The 16,034-nt window shown below is 62.0% G+C and carries 16 protein-coding genes; 10 read left to right on the top strand and 6 right to left on the bottom strand.

Annotated features, from left to right (window positions below; all coding sequences use genetic code 11):
• The first annotated feature begins 8 nt into the window (after nt 1-8).
• From frc to ACYVNQ_RS21895, 3 genes are all read left to right on the top strand, one after another.
• Nucleotides 9-1,256 carry a formyl-CoA transferase gene (gene frc, locus ACYVNQ_RS21885; protein ID WP_460904688.1) on the top strand — a complete coding sequence of 416 codons (1,248 nt, stop codon included), beginning with the start codon at nt 9-11 and terminating at the stop codon, nt 1,254-1,256.
• A gap of 152 nt (nt 1,257-1,408) precedes the next feature.
• Nucleotides 1,409-2,224 carry a fumarylacetoacetate hydrolase family protein gene (locus ACYVNQ_RS21890; protein WP_460904689.1) on the top strand — a complete coding sequence of 272 codons (816 nt, stop codon included), beginning with the start codon at nt 1,409-1,411 and terminating at the stop codon, nt 2,222-2,224.
• A gap of 50 nt (nt 2,225-2,274) precedes the next feature.
• On the top strand, nt 2,275-3,060 hold the full coding sequence (locus ACYVNQ_RS21895; RefSeq protein WP_460904690.1) for a hypothetical protein: 786 nt from the start codon (nt 2,275-2,277) through the stop codon (nt 3,058-3,060).
• 102 nt (nt 3,061-3,162) lie between these two features.
• Here ACYVNQ_RS21895 and ACYVNQ_RS21900 read toward each other — a convergent pair whose 3' ends face one another.
• Both ACYVNQ_RS21900 and ACYVNQ_RS21905 read right to left on the bottom strand, forming a co-directional pair.
• The gene (locus tag ACYVNQ_RS21900; protein WP_460904691.1) at nt 3,163-3,459 is read right to left on the bottom strand and encodes a hypothetical protein; all 297 of its coding nucleotides are present in this window, start codon (nt 3,457-3,459) and stop codon (nt 3,163-3,165) included.
• A 99-nt stretch (nt 3,460-3,558) separates the two neighbouring features.
• On the bottom strand, nt 3,559-4,503 hold the full coding sequence (locus tag ACYVNQ_RS21905; RefSeq protein WP_460904692.1) for a LysR family transcriptional regulator: 945 nt from the start codon (nt 4,501-4,503) through the stop codon (nt 3,559-3,561).
• Nucleotides 4,504-4,864: 361 nt separating this feature from the next.
• Between ACYVNQ_RS21905 and oxlT the strand changes: the two genes are divergently transcribed.
• The 3 genes from oxlT (at nt 4,865) to ACYVNQ_RS21920 (ending at nt 7,823) form a co-directional block, all read left to right on the top strand.
• A complete protein-coding gene (gene oxlT, locus ACYVNQ_RS21910) occupies nt 4,865-6,205 on the top strand; it encodes an oxalate/formate MFS antiporter (RefSeq protein WP_460904694.1) in 1,341 nt (446 codons plus the stop codon).
• A 25-nt stretch (nt 6,206-6,230) separates the two neighbouring features.
• On the top strand, nt 6,231-7,241 hold the full coding sequence (locus ACYVNQ_RS21915) for a LysR family transcriptional regulator (protein WP_460904696.1): 1,011 nt from the start codon (nt 6,231-6,233) through the stop codon (nt 7,239-7,241).
• A 150-nt stretch (nt 7,242-7,391) separates the two neighbouring features.
• Nucleotides 7,392-7,823 (top strand): aldehyde dehydrogenase family protein, encoded by a 432-nt coding sequence (locus ACYVNQ_RS21920; protein WP_460904983.1) that lies wholly within the window; start codon nt 7,392-7,394, stop codon nt 7,821-7,823.
• Here ACYVNQ_RS21920 and ACYVNQ_RS21925 read toward each other — a convergent pair.
• Nucleotides 7,724-8,704 carry a 2-dehydropantoate 2-reductase gene (locus tag ACYVNQ_RS21925; RefSeq protein WP_460904697.1) on the bottom strand — a complete coding sequence of 327 codons (981 nt, stop codon included), beginning with the start codon at nt 8,702-8,704 and terminating at the stop codon, nt 7,724-7,726. The two genes, ACYVNQ_RS21920 and ACYVNQ_RS21925, sit on opposite strands and share 100 nt — an antisense overlap.
• Nucleotides 8,705-9,445: 741 nt before the next feature.
• Here ACYVNQ_RS21925 and ACYVNQ_RS21930 point away from each other — a divergent pair.
• The 3 genes from ACYVNQ_RS21930 to ACYVNQ_RS21940 all read left to right on the top strand — a co-directional run bounded on the left by ACYVNQ_RS21930 (nt 9,446) and on the right by ACYVNQ_RS21940 (nt 13,086).
• Nucleotides 9,446-10,873, top strand: coding sequence for a M23 family metallopeptidase (locus ACYVNQ_RS21930; protein WP_460904698.1), 1,428 nt, complete (start codon nt 9,446-9,448; stop codon nt 10,871-10,873).
• A 152-nt stretch (nt 10,874-11,025) separates the two neighbouring features.
• Entirely contained in the window at nt 11,026-11,334 is a 309-nt protein-coding gene (locus ACYVNQ_RS21935) for a hypothetical protein (RefSeq protein WP_460904699.1), read from the top strand.
• 111 nt (nt 11,335-11,445) lie between these two features.
• A complete protein-coding gene (locus ACYVNQ_RS21940; RefSeq protein ID WP_460904700.1) occupies nt 11,446-13,086 on the top strand; it encodes an acyl-CoA synthetase in 1,641 nt (546 codons plus the stop codon).
• A gap of 10 nt (nt 13,087-13,096) precedes the next feature.
• Here ACYVNQ_RS21940 and ACYVNQ_RS21945 read toward each other — a convergent pair whose 3' ends face one another.
• Nucleotides 13,097-13,735, bottom strand: a complete 639-nt coding sequence (locus ACYVNQ_RS21945) for a LysE family translocator (protein WP_460904701.1) — start codon at nt 13,733-13,735, stop codon at nt 13,097-13,099.
• Nucleotides 13,736-14,202: 467 nt separating this feature from the next.
• Between ACYVNQ_RS21945 and ACYVNQ_RS21950 the strand changes: the two genes are divergently transcribed.
• Nucleotides 14,203-14,457, top strand: coding sequence for an H-NS family nucleoid-associated regulatory protein (locus tag ACYVNQ_RS21950; protein WP_460904702.1), 255 nt, complete (start codon nt 14,203-14,205; stop codon nt 14,455-14,457).
• 169 nt (nt 14,458-14,626) lie between these two features.
• Here ACYVNQ_RS21950 and pcaG read toward each other — a convergent pair whose 3' ends face one another.
• The gene (pcaG, locus tag ACYVNQ_RS21955) at nt 14,627-15,220 is read right to left on the bottom strand and encodes a protocatechuate 3,4-dioxygenase subunit alpha (RefSeq protein WP_460904703.1); all 594 of its coding nucleotides are present in this window, start codon (nt 15,218-15,220) and stop codon (nt 14,627-14,629) included.
• A gap of 3 nt (nt 15,221-15,223) precedes the next feature.
• Complete coding sequence (gene pcaH, locus ACYVNQ_RS21960) at nt 15,224-15,928, bottom strand: protocatechuate 3,4-dioxygenase subunit beta (protein ID WP_460904704.1); 705 nt, start codon at nt 15,926-15,928, stop codon at nt 15,224-15,226.
• Nucleotides 15,929-16,034: the final 106 nt, after the last annotated feature.

The following is a 16,034-nucleotide window of genomic DNA, read 5'->3' on the forward strand; positions in this document are numbered from 1 at the left end:
GACAGATCATGAGCAAGGCACTCGACGGTGTGCGCATTCTTGATTTCACGCACGTTCAATCTGGACCGACCTGCACGCAGCTGCTCGCGTGGTTTGGTGCGGACGTGATCAAGGTGGAGAAGGCCGGTTCCGGCGATGTCACGCGCGACCAGTTGCGCGACATCCCCGGCGCGGACAGCCTGTACTTCACGATGCTCAACCACAACAAGCGCTCGGTAACGGTCGATGCGAAGAATCCTGAGGGCAAGAAGGTTCTCGATGAGCTGATTCGCAAATGCGACGTGCTGGTCGAAAACTTCGCGCCGGGCGCGCTCGACCGGATGGGCTTCACGTGGGAGCACATCCACGCGATCAATCCGCGGATGATCGTCGCATCGGTGAAGGGCTTCGGTCCCGGTCCCTACGAAGACTGCAAGGTGTACGAGAACGTCGCGCAATGCGTCGGCGGCTCTGCATCGACGACCGGCTTCGACGACGGCCCGCCGGTGGTGACTGGCGCGCAGATCGGCGATAGCGGCACCGGCCTGCATCTGGCGCTGGGCATTGTCGCCGCGCTGTATCAGCGCACGATGACCGGCCGCGGCCAGAAGGTGCTCGCCGCGATGCAGGACGGTGTGCTGAATCTGTGCCGCGTGAAGCTGCGCGACCAGCAGCGCCTCGAGCGCACCGGCGTAATGAAGGAATATCCGCAATATCCGAACGGCACGTTCGGCGAAGCGGTGCCGCGCGCCGGCAATGCGTCGGGCGGCGGCCAGCCGGGCTGGATCCTGAAGTGCAAGGGCTGGGAAGGCGATCCGAATGCGTACATCTACTTCATTACGCAGGCGCCGGTGTGGGCCAAGATCTGCAACGTGATCGGCAGGGAAGAGTGGGCGACCGATCCGAGCTACGCCACCGCTGAAGCCCGTCTGCCGCATCTGAAAGACATCTTCGACGAAGTCGAACGCTGGACGATGACGAAGACCAAGTTCGAGGCGATGGATATCCTCAACAAGTACGACATTCCGTGCGGTCCGATCCTGTCGATGAAGGAAATCGCGGAAGACGAGTCGCTGCGCAAGACCGGTACGATCGTCGAAGTCGATCATCCGGTGCGCGGCAAGTACCTGACGGTTGGCAATCCGATCAAGTTATCGGACAGCCCGACCGAAGTGACGCGTTCGCCGCTGCTTGGCGAACACACTGACGAAGTGATGGCGGAACTCGGTTATTCGCCGGAACAGGTCGCGCTGCTGCGCACTGCGGGTGCAATCTGAGCATGCGAGAAGACGCAGCATATGCACGATCTGTGCATATGCTCGTCAGTGTCAGCTAGATAGTTGTGTCTGCAATCAACGGCGGCGTGCTTCATGTAGGTTTCGCGCCAGGTTCGCGACAGCATGAAGGTCCGCCGTGCAACGGAGTACATATGGAAACGTGGATGCGGTTTTTGTCGAACGATGGCCGGGTCGTGTTCGGCAAGCTTGAGAACGGATATCTGCACGAGCACCTGAGCCTCGAGCACCCGGTGCCGACCGGCGCGGTGTTGCCGGCGCGTGCGTTGAAGGCGCTTGCGCCGTGCGCACCGCGCAAGGTGATCGCGCTGTGGAACAACTTCCACGCGCTGGCGGCGAAGCTCGACAAGCCGGTGCCTGCGCACCCGCTGTTTCTGCTGAAGCCGGCCGAATCGGTGATCGGCGCCGACGAACCGATCGTGCGACCGAAACACTATGCGGGCAAGATCGCGTACGAGGGCGAACTCGGCATCGTGATCGGGCAACGCTGCCGCAACGCGAGCGTCGAAGAAGCGGCCGCGTCGATATTCGGCTACACGATCGTCAACGATGTGACGGCGGCGGAGCTGCTCAACGAAAATCCGCACTTTCCTCAATGGTGCAGAGCGAAGGGCTTCGATACTTTCTGCTGTATCGGGCCGGCGATTGCGTCGAATTTCGACTGGCAATCGGCACGCGTGGTGACGACGGTCGACGGTGTCGAGCGACAGAACTATCCGATTTCGGACATGGTGTTTACGCCGGCAGAACAGGTCAGCATGATTTCGCAGGATATGACGCTCGAGCCTGGCGACGTGATCGCATGCGGTACGTCGATCGGTGTCGGTTCGATCAAGGACGGTGCTACTGTTTCGATCACGATCGAAGGCATCGGCGTTTTGAGCAATATGCTTGCGGCAACGGACGAAGCAGCGCAGGCTGCATCCGCGGCCGTCGCAGGCACCGCATGATCGATCAGGCATGAACGCCACAACACGATACTCAGCATCAAGGAAAGCGCATGCCTAACGTAGCGGCCGGCGCAGCGTGTGCCGCCGTCGTGCTGGTAGCGGCGGCGTGGCTCAGCATCGCGACGGGGGTAGGGCGTGGCGGCAACGCCGCGCGCGCCGCCGTTGGCGGGCGCCGTCGCAAGTATGTTGTGTTTGCAACGATCGCGTGCAGTGCCGTGGGCCTTGCCGCATTGATCGCCGCTTTCGTCCGCTATCTTTCGGCGGCGACGAACGGCAGTGCCGAGCGTATCGGCCTTTATCTAGCGGTGTGCGCCGGTGCGCTGCTGCTGGCCACTTCCGCACTCGCGTTCTTCAGATTGCGCCATGCGGTGCGCGCCGCGGTGCGTGCCCATGTCGCGGCCTGTCCCGGTTGCGCGCTCGTCGATTTCGTCGCATTGCTGCTGTGCGTGTGGCTCGGTTATGGATTCGTCACCGATGCAGCGCCGATGCTGGGCCTCGCTGTGCTGCTCGCGGCGGGTGGCCTTGCTGCGGCTCTCGGCGCGCATCTGACCATCACGATTGACCAGCGTTACGGCTGGTTTGGCGGCCCCGTGTGGGCCACGGCCTCCGGGCGGCGGATTTCCGGCGTGCATTGCGGCATGCCGCAGCGGCACGCGTTGCAGGTGCAGTTCGAGTGGCGTGACGACGCGATGGACATACGCCCAGGCGACGACTTTACGCAGCGCTGGACCGTCAGCGTTGCATCTACACAGAGCAGACAGCGCAGCAGCAGGGCGGTGGCAACGCGCGGGCGTAGCCGCAACATCAATGCACGCGTGGCACGTGCACGCGTCTAGAAACGGGCAGAAAGACGAACGGTATTGATTTCAACAAGGTACGAGCAACAAGGCACGCCTGCCCGGTGAAAAACCGGCAGGCGCAGCCGCGCAGACATGGCCTCAAGCGGCGGAAGCCGCACGGTAGAACTCGGTCTTCTTCTGGAAGATCAGTTCTGCGAGGAAATCGGCATCGTAGGCTTTCAGCAGGTGCGAATGGAAACGCTCGATATAACCGGTAATGCGCGCGAGTTCCGTGTTGAATTCTTCCATCAGCACGTCGAGCGTATCGTGGTCCCAGCGAAAGCGCAGGCCAAGATCGCTGAATGCCGAGTTGTACGCGCACAGGGTCGCGTCTACGGGGGTGGCGCCGCGCGCGGCGGGCGAATCGAAATGAGCGAGGACCGAAGCGTGATTCATGGCAGGACTCCTTGGCAGACGAGTGATGAGACTCGACTCAAGCATAGGGGCCCTGATGGATTTGCAATAGTTAAAGTTTTATTGGAAATTCATAAAGAACTACTTATGGTTGATCAACCGGGAAACATGCGTGATCTGCTCGATCTGGCCCGCGCCTTCGTCGAGCAGGAAATGCTTGAACGCTTCCGCAACCGGCGGCAGGCGCTTGTTCCTGCGGTGCACGACGTACCAGTTGAGCATCACCGGGAAGCTCTCGACGTCGAGCACGACGAGATTGCCGACCTGCAGTTCGAGGCTGATCGTATGCGCGGACAGAAAAGCGATGCCCATGCCGGCGATCACCGCCTGCTTGATGGTCTCGGTGCTCTTGATCTCCATCGCGATCTTCAGGTTCGTCAGCCGGCCCGCAAAGCCTTCTTCCATCGAGTTCCACGTATCGGAGCCTCGCTCGCGCACGATGAACGCCTCGTCGGCGAGCTGCGCAAACTTGATATTGTGCTTGCCTGCGAGCGGATGGTTCGGTGCCGCGACGATCACGTACGGATGCGGCGCGAACGCTTCGTTGACGGAATCGGCCTCGTGCGGCGGGCGCACCATCACCGCAAGATCCGTCTGGTTCGTCGCCAGCTGATGCAGCAGCTCTTCGCGATTGTGCACCGCAAGGTTCAATACGACGCCCGTATAGCGCTGCGTGAATTCGCCGAGCAGCCGTGGAAAGAAGTAGTCGCCTGCGCTGATGACCGCGACGTTGAGCTTGCCGCCCGAAATGCCCTTGAGCTGGCCCATCGCTTCATCCACTTCGTGGAACTGCTGGATGATCGCGCGGCTGTAATAAAGCATCTCGGTGCCGGCGGGCGTCAGGTAGATTTTCTTGCCGAGCTGTTCGAACAGCGGCAACCCCGCATGCTCTTCAAGTTGCCGGACCTGGGTGGAAACGGCGGGCTGTGTCAGGTGCAATTCCTCGGCCGCGCGCGAAAAGCTGAGGTGCCGCGCCACGGTTTCAAAAACCTTCAGCTGGCGCAGCGTTGCGTTCCTCATTGTCATGGTTGATGTATAAGCAAATATGAATCGACATAGTAACAAACTTTAATTATCCGTAATCAAGCAATGTCCCTAGCATGCATTAATGAGTAATTCGTAAGGTAGCGGAAAACCCTTGAAATATAGGGGTTTACGCGTAGATAAAGGGGTTGGGCGAACCTGAATACATGTTTTACGGCGCCGATTGCTGATTTATATGACTGAAGGAATCGGGATTAACCCGCAGCCATCTGGATCAATGCAATTCGTTCAGCGTCGCGCTTTAAAACCTGAAAGCTGGTCGTTTCGGGGATAAAAATAAGGTGGCATGTATGTAAACCGGCAATCCGGCCGGTTGCACTAATAGATATCGGAGACAAAGCACATGAACGACATCACCCGGCAGGCGCCGGCGCCCGTTGTATGGCGCAATCGCTGGTTCCAACTGTTCGTCGGCATCCTCTGCATGGCGCTGGTTGCCAATCTGCAATATGCATGGACGCTCTTCGTCGCGCCGATGAATACGGCGCACCACTGGGGGCAGGCTTCGATCCAGCTTGCTTTCTCGATCTTCATCCTGACTGAAACGTGGCTCGTGCCGCTCGAAGGCTATCTCGTCGACCGCTTCGGACCGCGTCCGGTGGTGGCAGTCGGCGCGTTGTGCGCAGGCCTCGCGTGGGTGATGAATTCGTACGCAACGACGCTGCCGGAGTTGTACGCCGCGTCGGTCATCGCAGGTATCGGCGCAGGCGGCGTGTACGGCACGTGCGTCGGCAATGCGCTGAAACTGTTCCCGGATCGCCGCGGTCTCGCAGCCGGTTTGACGGCAGCGGGTTTCGGCGCGGGCGCGGCGGTGACGGTGATTCCGATCGCAAACATGATCACCGCGAAGGGCTATGAACACACGTTCCTGTTCTTCGGCATTCTGCAGGGTGTGTCGATCTTCATTCTCGCGCTGTTCCTGATGAAGCCGGACGGTAAGAAGCTACCCGCTGCGAAACGCAAGTTCGCGGTGACGAATGCCGATTACACGCCGGGTCAGATGATCAAGGCGCCGGTGTTCTGGGTGATCTACGTGTGCTTCGTCGCGGTTGCGGCGGGCGGCCTGATGGCCACGGCGCAGATCGGACCGATCGCGAAAGACTGGGGCCTCGCCAAGCTGCCGATGACGATCTTCGGCGCGACGCTGCCGCTGTTGACGATGACGCTGTCGATCGACAACATCTGCAACGGCTTTACGCGTCCGCTGTGCGGCTTCGTATCCGACAAGATCGGCCGCGAAAACACCATGTTCGCGATTTTCATCGGTGAAGGTCTCGCGTTGCTCGGGCTGATGGAATACGGCCAGAACCCGTATGCGTTCATGACGTTTGCGGCGCTGATCTTCCTGTTCTGGGGCGAAATTTTCTCGATCTTCCCGGCGATCTGCGCAGACACGTTCGGCAGCAAGTACGCAGCGGCGAATGCGGGCACGCTGTACACCGCAAAGGGCACGGCCGCGTTGCTGGTGCCGGTCGCTTCGGTACTCGCGGCAACCGGCGGCTGGAATGCGGTGTTTATCGCTGCGGCGGTGATCACGATCGCAGCCGGCATCTCGGCCAAGTTTGTCCTCGCGCCGATGCGGGCTCGCTGGATCGCGCAGAGCAATTCGCTTGAACTCGACAACAAAAGCCAGGGCGGCACCCCGTCGCGACTGAGCACGTGGCCGGAGCAAACCGGCGAATGAAGTCCGCAAGGAGTCGAATGGCGACATGAACGTCTCATTGCAGCAGCTCAAGGTGTTTGTCGCCGTCGCGCGCCAGCGCAGCTTCACGCGCGCGGCGCGCGAATTCGATCTGACGCAGTCGGCGGTCAGCCGCTGCGTACGCGAACTGGAAGAGGCGATCTCGCTGCGGCTGTTCGACCGTACTACGCGTAACGTCGAACTGACGCTGGCCGGCGCGAGCCTCGCGCGCCGCATCGGGCAGTTGCTCGATGAGATCGACCTGACCTTGCGCGAGGAACGCGCGGCGCATCATGGCCACACCGGTATCGTGACGATTGCGAGCAACGCGGTGCTCTCGTCACGCTGGGTGCCCGAGTGCATCGCGCGCTGTATCGCGCTGTTCCCAGGGCTTTCCATCGACGTGAAGGACCAGCCGCAAGACGCGGTACTGGCGAGCGTCGAGCAGGGCGACGTCGACTTCGGGCTGGTGTCGGACTTCGATGCCGCGACCGCCGACTCGTTGCACGTGCAACCATTGTTCACGACGCCGCTGTGCGCTGTGCTGCCCGATTCGCATTCCCTTGCGCGCGGCACGACGCTGATGTGGAGCGCGCTTTCCGATGCACCGCTCGTCACGCTGAACGCCGACGCGGGTAGTCGCGCATGCGTCGAGCGTGCGCTTGCGGCGCACCGTGTGCCGAGCCGTCGCGTGCAGGAATGCGGGCACGTCGCGGCGGTTATGCGCATGATCGAACTGGGGCTTGGCATCGGTGTGCTGCCGGTTGGCGCGCATTGGCCGGCGCCTTCGGCGCGCCTCGTTGCACGTCCGCTGCTACCGGAAGTAACGTTGACGACGATGCTGGTCAGGCATCGCAACCGGACGCTACGACCCAATGCGCAGGCCGTGTGGTCGCTGTTCAGCGATCGCGGACGCACGCCAGGCCGGGCGACTGGGTCTGCTGACGTACCGGCGGCTCGTATCCAGCAGGCGATCCACGAGCCGTTGCCGGCCCTGCCCGGCGGCGCAGCGCCGCTGTGCGAGCCTCGTCAGGCCTGAGCCTGTCCTGTCCCTCTGCGGTCCCGTCGCGAGCCTTGCAGCGAGCCTGACGCTAGCCGCGTCAGGCTTGCCAGTCCGGTTGGCCGTCGGATCCATCATGCAGGGAGTATGACGATGGACCTGTGGGGGACGCTGGCGATGACGACGCATATGCAGCGCGGCTCGCCAATAGGCGCGCTACACCGCCTTGCATCCAGGCGCTTGTGGAGCGCCGGGATTGAACGCGTGCAGCGCGAGTCGCATGCGTTGAAGTCGGGCGCTGTATGGATCAATACGAACGGCTACACCGATGTTCGGCTGCCGTGGGGTGGGGTGGGAGACTGGGGCTTCGGGCGCGAGCACATCGCAGCCGCAATCGCAAATTCACGCCGAAGACAGTCTGGCTTACGATCGATCACTGACGGCCTGGCGCTCCATGCGACAACGCGACGCGCGGCCGCGCCAGGTTTGCGCGCGTCGCCACGCCGTCACGCCCGCATGCTTCAGGCCGCTTGCAGCGCCATCCGTTCGCGCATCTTCACGAGCGCAAGCACGACGTCGATGGTCGGAGTCGGCTCGCCGACGAGGCGCCCCATCTCCTGAACCACAGTCAGCAGCGGATCGATTTCCATCGGCCGGCGATGTTCGAGGTCGACCAGCGTCGACGTCTTGTGCGCGCCGACTGAGCCCGCACCATCGATGCGCCGTTCGATATCGACGCGAAAGTGCACGCCGAGCGGCTCGGCGATGCGTTGTGCTTCGGCCATCATGGTGCGGCACACATTGCGGGTGCCCGCATCGCCGGCCAGCAGATCGAGCGTGCCATGCGTGAGCGCACTGATCGGGTTGAAGCACAGATTGCCCCACAGCTTCAGCCAGATCTCATCGCGGATGTTGTCGCGAATCGGCGCATCGAAGCCGGCTGCGGTCATCATTTCGTGCAGCGCCTGAATGCGTGGCGTACGTTCGCCGCTTGGCTCGCCGATCGGAAACTTCTTGCCGTACACGTGCTTGATCACACCCGGCTCGATGATTTCGGCGGCAGGGTACAGCACGCAACCGATCGCGCGTTCCGGTCCGAGCCGGTTCCACTGCGTGCCATCCGGATCGATGCTCGCGAGCTGCGTGCCGGCAAACTCGCCGCCATGCTTGTGGAAGTACCAGTAGGGAATACCGTTGACGCCGGTGATGACCGCCGTATGTTTGCCCAGCAGCGGCTGCATCGCTTCGACGACGCCCGGCACGGAATGCGCCTTCAGCGTGATCAGCACGTAGTCCTGCACACCGAGCTCGCTCGGATCGGACGTGCAGCGTACCTTTGCGGAAACCTCTTCACCATCGTTGCCGAGAATGCGTACGCCGTTCTCGCGCATGGCAGCCAGGTGCGGGCCGCGCGCGACGAAGCTGACATCCGCCCCGGCACGCGCCAGCTGCACGCCCATCAGGGCGCCGATCGCTCCTGCCCCGAAAACACAGATCTTCATGATGTTCGCCTCAATGACATTGAAAACCCGCTTGCCCGCAATCTTCGATGCCGTTACCGACATCGTGCGCCGTGCACCGCACCTCACTTGCGTCGCGCGATGGCGCGCGCCGCTGCGGCCCAGCCGTGGCGGGCGATTGTGTCAGCATAGGGGCAGGCTATGATTGAGGACAGTTAAAGTTTATCGAAAAAAGCATTAGCAATCGTTTATGGATTACGCCTGGTAAGGCTTTGCGGCTTTTGGCGCGGCAGCCCTCGGGCGCCGCCCCCGCACAAACACTGATGCCGATCGCAGTGAAATTCGCGTTGTGGAGCGGCACGTATGAGTGATGAGTGATGCTCCGCCTGCATGTCGCACGTACTGCTCGAGCAAAAGAAATCTCGCGCGCCGAACGCAACGAAGCGCAAATCATCGGCTTCGCGATATCGACAAATTGCCGCCATTACCCATGCATCGATCGTACGAATGGAGGGGGCATGCATGTGCGATTACGCACTCAGGAATTGTCCTATTCCTGTAACATGCGCAAACCCATAAACTGATGCTTCATTTGCCGGGCCGCGCGGCGCGATTGAGGTGGCTATTCATCAGTCGATAGTCGAGTTACTCCATTCGTAGAACGTCGCGCCGCTGCTGTGTGTTCCTGCACTGCCGCCCACGCCCCGCAGCCTTCTGTTTCCGACTGCGAGAATTTTCCACGTGACGGTTCGCCTACGTTCATTCTTCGCGCACGGACCCCGTATGTCTGGCAAGACTGCAGTCCCTGCGCCGATTAAAAGCTCTTCATCGTTCATCGCCGCTGCGCGTGCGGCACTCATGGTCGGCCTTGCTGCCGGTTACGCGACGCCCGTCGCGTATTGCGCACCTGGGCTCACGCCAAGTGGTGCGGCGTGGCCGACCACGCTCACCGGCACGGCCGCACAAAATGCGCCACATAGCGATCAGTCCTCCCGATCATTCGTTGCGGGCGATGCAAGGTTGCGCGATTCCGGCGCGCCCGCATTGCGCGATTTCGCAGGTATGCCGTCGCTGCGGCTGGCCTTCGATGCTGACGGCGCGTTGTGGGCGAGTCGCGTCGATACGCCGGAGCCGGCCGACACGACGCTGCGCTACGGTGCACCGATTCTCGCGTCGATGTGCCGCGCGGCGATCGTGCTGTGCGTGCCGGAGGCACTGCTCGATGCTGCCAACGATGCAGACGCAGCGCTCGCAGCAACAGGCATGGGCGCGGGCATGGGCACGGCCGCAAGCGATGCTGGCGCCGCCCGCCCGTCGCTCGCCGGCGCGGTACCGTGGACGATGTCCGCACCCGTCGAAGACGCCCGCTACGTCGCGCGCGCCGGCCACATCGAGCATGATGTGCACGACGCGCTGACTGAGGCCGATGTGCCGCCTGATGTTGTCGCGCAGCTCGACCGGTTGTTTGCCGGACGGCTTGTCGCGAGCATGACGGCACTACCCGACGACGCCTTTCGCATCATCTATGAAAACGGTGACCAGACCGATGCGGTGACGCGCCATCCGCGCGTGAGCGCTGCGGAGATTCACCTCGGCGAGCGCACTTACAGCGCGGTGTGGTTTGTCGCGCCAGGCAGTGCGCGCGGCGAGTACTACGCTTTCGACGGCCAGCTGCTGCCCGGCGAAGTCTTTGCAATGCCACTCGATTACGAGCGCATCAGTTCTCCATTCGGCGAACGCCTGCATCCGGTCAGCGGCGAAGAGCGTTTTCATACGGGTGTCGATCTGACCGCGCATAGCGGCGCGCCGGTGTTTGCCGCGGCGGCGGGAACGGTCGAATTCGTCGGCGCAATGTCCGGCTATGGCCGTAACGTCGTGATCAATCATGGCGACGGCTATACGACGTGGTACGCGCATCTGTCGCGCTTCATGCATGGTTTGCGGCCGGGCGATCAGGTCGCGCAAGGTCAGCGGATCGGCTCGGTGGGGAGCACTGGCGTGGCAACCGGCCCGCATCTACATTTCGAAGTGCGGAGGAATGATCAGCCAGTCGATCCACTCGCGCTCACCGAGCGCAACTATGCGCCACCGCTCACCGCAGAGCAGCGTTTCACTTTCGAGCGCGTAACAGGCGCAGCGCGCGAGCAGCTCGCAGCAGCACCGTTCGTCGGCACGCGGGTGGCTGCAAATCGTCCAGCGCCGTTTTTCTGATCTGCACGGCCGTGCGCTCGCGAGACGCTCCAGCTAGCGCAGCGCACAGTACTCCGTTTTATCGGCATCCGGTTTTTCCCCTATCGTTCAGACCAGTTCGTTCTGCATCGCAGAAGTGCTACGATGCCCTGACGACGATGATGGAGGTGGAAATGGCTACTTACGCTATCGATGCCGTACGCATTAACCCCACGACCGACCGCGTCACCCACGTCCGCTGGGCGCTCGTCAATCCGAAGACGAACGAGTGGCTGTCGCCACATGAGATCGTGGCCATTTCTGACGTCGTCACCGCCATTCACGGCGGGAATGCCGTCTGGTCGTTTTTCACGCTTGGCGGGATGAATCTGCTGGGACCCAAGATCAAGACGGTGGCTCACGCCGACGGTCTCGACGGTATCGATACGGACGTGCCGGACGGGCACGTCGAAAAATTCATCGACGATCTTCCCAGGGTCTGACGACCCGATCCTTCACGACATTGCGCCGGGGGCGGCGTGCGGCAACGGCCGCACGTCGGCGGTGCGCACGCGCGGCGTGCCCGCGACCGCATCTCACTGAGGAGACCCGCGATGGCTCACCTGTTTGATGAAGGTCTCGAACGCCGCGACGCGAATCATGTCGCGCTGACACCACTCGATTTCATCGCGCGTGCCGCGCAAGTTTATGGCGAGCGCCTCGCGGTGATCTATCACGATGTGCGCCGCACATGGGACGAAACGTATCAGCGCACGCGCCGCCTCGCGAGCGCGCTGGAGCAATGCGGCATTGCGCGCGGCGACACGGTAGCCGTCCTGCTGCCGAACCTGCCGCAGATGATCGAAGCCCATTTCGGCGTACCGATGGCGGGCGCCGTGTTGAACACGATCAACACGCGTCTGGATGCCGCTTCGATTCTGTACATGCTGCGGCATGGCGAAGCGAAGCTGCTGATCGTCGATACCGAATACGCGGAGCTGGCACAGCACGCGGCCCGCGAGATACCGGCACTGCGCATCGTCAGCGTCAGCGACGTGTTGCCGGCCGATCCGCAGAGCTTCCCCGGCGCGACCGATTACGAAGCATTCCTTGCGAGTGGCGACCCGCAGTTCGTCTGGACACCGCCCGCCGACGAATGGGACGCCATCGCGCTGAATTACACATCAGGCACGACGGGTGAGCCGAAGGGCGCGGTGTACCACCATCGCGGCGCGTATCTGAATGCGCTAAGCAACATCCTCGAATGGGATATGCCGAAGCACCCAGTTTATCTGTGGACGCTGCCGCTGTTTCACTGCAACGGCTGGTGTTTTCCGTGGACCATTGCAGCTCGCGCGGGCGTCAACGTATGCCTGCGGAAGTTCGATGCGAAGACGGTGTTCGACCTGATTCGCGATGAACGGGTGACGCACTATTGCGGCGCGCCGATCGTACAGGGCGCGCTCGCGAACGCGCCGGCGCAGTGGCGCGAAGGCATCGGGCATCGCGTATCGACGATGGTCGCGGGCGCGCCGCCGTCGCCTGCGTTGATCGCGCACATGAAGGCGATCGGTTTCGATCTGACCCATGTCTACGGATTGACCGAAGTGTATGGACCGGCGTCCGTATGCGCAAAACAGCAGCAATGGGACGCACTCGACGACGACGAATGCGCGCGCCTGAACGCACGGCAGGGCGTGCGCTATCACCTGCAGGCTGCGGCCGCGGTGCTCGACCCCGATACGCTCGAGCCGGTACCGTGCGACGGCGAAACGCTTGGCGAGGTCATGTTCCGCGGCAACATCTGTATGAAGGGCTATCTGAAGAACCCGCACGCCACCGCTGCAGCGTTTCGCGGCGGCTGGTTCCACACCGGCGATCTTGGCGTGCTGATGCCGGACGGTTACTTGCGCATCACGGACCGCAGCAAGGACATCATCATCTCGGGCGGCGAGAACATTTCGAGCATCGAAGTGGAAGATGCGCTGTACCGGCATCCGGCCGTATCGGTAGCGGCGGTGGTCGCGATGCCGGATGCGAAGTGGGGCGAAGTGCCGTGTGCGTTTATCGAACTGAAGGAGGGCGCGCAGGTGTCGGCGGAACAGATCGTCGAGCACTGCCGCGCGTGGCTCGCGGGCTTCAAGTTACCCAAGGCAGTGGTGTTCTGCGAGTTGCCGAAAACGGCGACCGGCAAGATCCAGAAATTCGAGCTGCGTGCGCGGGTCAAGCCGAACGCAGCGCCTGAGAATAGCTAAAGCCTGAAAACTAGATTCCCGCACGATGCGCAGTAAAGATCAGCCGCAAACCGAGCGCGGCAATAGCGGAGGCAGCGATACGATCGATCGTGGTTTTGGCCTTGCTGTACAGATCGCGCGCATGACGGCTCGAGAAAAACAGCGCAACCACCGTATACCATCCTGCTTCGATCGCGAACACGGCAGGCGGCAACACCGCGTAACACCATGCCGGCGGATGCTGCGGCAATAGAGCCGCAAAGATGCTGCCATAAAAAATTGCCGTCTTCGGATTGCTCAACTGCGTGGACAAGCCCACCCAGAATGAACGGCGCACGCCGCTGCGCCCGTTGTTCTGCTGCACTTCGAAGGCAAGCGGCGCCTTGGCGCCGCGCCAGATCCTGAACGCGATATAGATCAGATACAGGCCGCCCGCGATCTTGAGGCTCACATATAACCATTGAACGGCTGCGAGCACCGTATAAAGGCCGAGCAGTGCAACGGCGCTGAAGAATACGCCGCCGATGCCCATGCCGAGCGCGGTGGCGAGACCATCGCTGCGCGACAGGCCGATCGAATTGCGTGCGACCACCAGAAAGCTGGGACCGGGGCTCATTGCGCCGATCAACAATGCGCCGAGAATGGCGGCTAGTGCGGCTTGGGGTGTCATCCGCGTTTCCTCCTGAAGATTGGTTGCACCGCGCTGCGCGGCTATAGCCGTTCAGATCGGCACCTTAACACGGCGAATTAGGCTTCGCCCTGAAGCGGTGCGTAATAGCATTACTAATTCGCGAGAAATAACCATGCGGCGTAATTGACCGCTTATTCGCCTTTATCGTTGCAGCGCACGATAAGGATAACGCTGGCGCTGCGTAAAAGGAGTGCTAGAATCGCAGGCAAATAACCGCAGCCGGTTGTTAGTCCGGCGCCATTGCAGCGAAGGTACACGGCGGCAACGCCCGGTAAAACGGGCATTTGCGAGCCGCGAGGTAAATCAGAAGCCTGAACACGGCCGGCACATTTCACCATCACACGCGCCGCAGCGTTCATCAGGTCCGCATAAGGTTTTGCTGAAAAGTGGCGAAACCTTTGTGTTTTGTAGCGTCAGCTCATTCAGCCGCAATTCCCCGGAACAGCATGAACCAGCGAGAAGAACAACGGTTATTCGACCACGACGGCGAAGCGCGCGAGCGGCTGATCCGCTGGATAAGACACCGTATGGAAGAGTACGGTATTTCGGTCGAGGCACTGGCTGCGGCACTCACTGCGGAGGCCGCCATGCCGCGCTATCGCGATGCGTTCGGCAATTCGTGGGACGGCACCGGCGAGCGCCCCGACTGGCTCACGCGCGCGATCAACGCGGGGCAGGACATCGAGCATTTTCGCTGCTAGCAAAAAAAAGCCCGCATTTTGCGGGCCGAAATAACTGCTAGGAGTTTCGTTGCGAGATTAACTCGCAGGCGCACTTTAAACCCGCAATGTGAACAGATTGTGAATTCCGGCGGCGGCGCCGCATGAATCCATGTGTTGCGCGCCGTCGTCGCCAGCTTCTGCAGTTCCATCACAGATCGAAAAACACCGTCTCTTCAGGCCCCTGCATGCGGATATCGAAGCGGTACCGCGTGCTTCCCGGGCCGCCCTCGCGCCGCGCAATCAGCGTTGCGCGCCGCTCTGCCGGCACGGTGGACAGCACCGGGTCGCGCTGGTTGGCCGCCGCTTCATCGTCGAAATAGATACGCGTGAAGGTGTGCAGCAGCATGCCGCGCATCATCACGATGACGTTGATATGCGGCGCTTCGCCAGGCGCGGCAGCTGCCGGCTTCACCGTTTGCACGACAAAGCGCAGTTCGGGATCCGTACCGGTGCCGACTCGCGCGAAGCCGTGAAAGCCGCTCGCCTGTGCTTGCGCCCGCGAAGTTGGGTAGTTGCCGGCACTGTCCACCTGCGACATTTCGAGCATCGCGTCGCCGACCGGCGCGCCGTTGCCGTCGAGCACCTGGCCGACGATCGTGATGTGCTCACCCGCTGCTTCGCGCTCTGCGAGTACCGGCGTAAAGAGGCTTTTGAAATCGAAATCGTATTGCTGCGGGCACAGGCCGTACGCGAAGTACGGGCCGACCGTTTGCGAAGGCGTTTGCTTGAGCGTGGTCGTCATGGTTTAGCGCTCCATCGGAGTGGCATCGCGGCCGCGCAGCACGATATCGAATTCGTAGCCGAGCGCGAAGCCTTCCTCGGTGACGTCGAGCGAAAAACGCGAAACGAGGCGTTCGCGCGCATCGGCGGGCGTGCCCTGGAAAATGGGATCCAGCGCGAGCAGCGGGTCGCCGGGGAAGTACATCTGCGTGACGAGCCGCGAACCGAAGTAGTCGCCGAACAGCGAGAAGTGAATATGGTTCGGCCGCCACGCATTCGGATGGTTGCCCCACGGGTAAGCGCCCGGCTTGATCGTCATGAAGCGGTAGCGGCCCTCTGCGTCCGTCACGCAGCGGCCTGCGCCGAGGAAGTTCGGATCGAGCGGTGCGTCGTGCTGGTCGGCCTTGTGGACATAGCGGCCGGCCGCATTGGCTTGCCACACTTCAACGAGGGTGTTGCGCACCGGGCGGCCGCCTTCGTCGAGCACGCGGCCGGTCACGACCATCCGTTCGCCGAGCGGCGCGCCATTGCGCACTGCATTGCGGGTCAGGTCGTGGTCGAGCGCGCCGAGATCTTCCGCGCCGTACACCGGCACGCGCTGGTCGCGCAGGCGCTCGCGTAGCGGAATCAGCGGCTGCTGCGGGCCGCGCTTCGTCGACGAACCATAGGCGGGATGCACATAAGCGGGATGTTGCGGGAAATCGCGCGGCGTCAGGACTGGATCGTCCATCTGCGTCTCCTTTTTGGTGGGTGTGTGGGGCTTAAGCGATGAAGGGACTTTATACAATCGCCGAAGTTATGGAAAATGAGCTTTTTTCCCTGTTCCTATAACGGCC

The organism is Paraburkholderia jirisanensis (genome assembly GCF_054782355.1).

What these genes read in the sequence shown, in the direction of transcription:
- frc (WP_460904688.1), top strand. Translation starts at nt 9, where the DNA reads ATGAGCAAGGCACTCGACGGTGTGCGCATTCTTGATTTCACGCACGTT.
- ACYVNQ_RS21890 (WP_460904689.1), top strand. Translation starts at nt 1,409, where the DNA reads ATGGAAACGTGGATGCGGTTTTTGTCGAACGATGGCCGGGTCGTGTTC.
- ACYVNQ_RS21895 (WP_460904690.1), top strand. Translation starts at nt 2,275, where the DNA reads ATGCCTAACGTAGCGGCCGGCGCAGCGTGTGCCGCCGTCGTGCTGGTA.
- ACYVNQ_RS21900 (WP_460904691.1), bottom strand. Translation starts at nt 3,459, where the DNA reads ATGAATCACGCTTCGGTCCTCGCTCATTTCGATTCGCCCGCCGCGCGC.
- ACYVNQ_RS21905 (WP_460904692.1), bottom strand. Translation starts at nt 4,503, where the DNA reads ATGACAATGAGGAACGCAACGCTGCGCCAGCTGAAGGTTTTTGAAACC.
- oxlT (WP_460904694.1), top strand. Translation starts at nt 4,865, where the DNA reads ATGAACGACATCACCCGGCAGGCGCCGGCGCCCGTTGTATGGCGCAAT.
- ACYVNQ_RS21915 (WP_460904696.1), top strand. Translation starts at nt 6,231, where the DNA reads ATGAACGTCTCATTGCAGCAGCTCAAGGTGTTTGTCGCCGTCGCGCGC.
- ACYVNQ_RS21920 (WP_460904983.1), top strand. Translation starts at nt 7,392, where the DNA reads ATGCAGCGCGGCTCGCCAATAGGCGCGCTACACCGCCTTGCATCCAGG.
- ACYVNQ_RS21925 (WP_460904697.1), bottom strand. Translation starts at nt 8,704, where the DNA reads ATGAAGATCTGTGTTTTCGGGGCAGGAGCGATCGGCGCCCTGATGGGC.
- ACYVNQ_RS21930 (WP_460904698.1), top strand. Translation starts at nt 9,446, where the DNA reads ATGTCTGGCAAGACTGCAGTCCCTGCGCCGATTAAAAGCTCTTCATCG.
- ACYVNQ_RS21935 (WP_460904699.1), top strand. Translation starts at nt 11,026, where the DNA reads ATGGCTACTTACGCTATCGATGCCGTACGCATTAACCCCACGACCGAC.
- ACYVNQ_RS21940 (WP_460904700.1), top strand. Translation starts at nt 11,446, where the DNA reads ATGGCTCACCTGTTTGATGAAGGTCTCGAACGCCGCGACGCGAATCAT.
- ACYVNQ_RS21945 (WP_460904701.1), bottom strand. Translation starts at nt 13,735, where the DNA reads ATGACACCCCAAGCCGCACTAGCCGCCATTCTCGGCGCATTGTTGATC.
- ACYVNQ_RS21950 (WP_460904702.1), top strand. Translation starts at nt 14,203, where the DNA reads ATGAACCAGCGAGAAGAACAACGGTTATTCGACCACGACGGCGAAGCG.
- pcaG (WP_460904703.1), bottom strand. Translation starts at nt 15,220, where the DNA reads ATGACGACCACGCTCAAGCAAACGCCTTCGCAAACGGTCGGCCCGTAC.
- pcaH (WP_460904704.1), bottom strand. Translation starts at nt 15,928, where the DNA reads ATGGACGATCCAGTCCTGACGCCGCGCGATTTCCCGCAACATCCCGCT.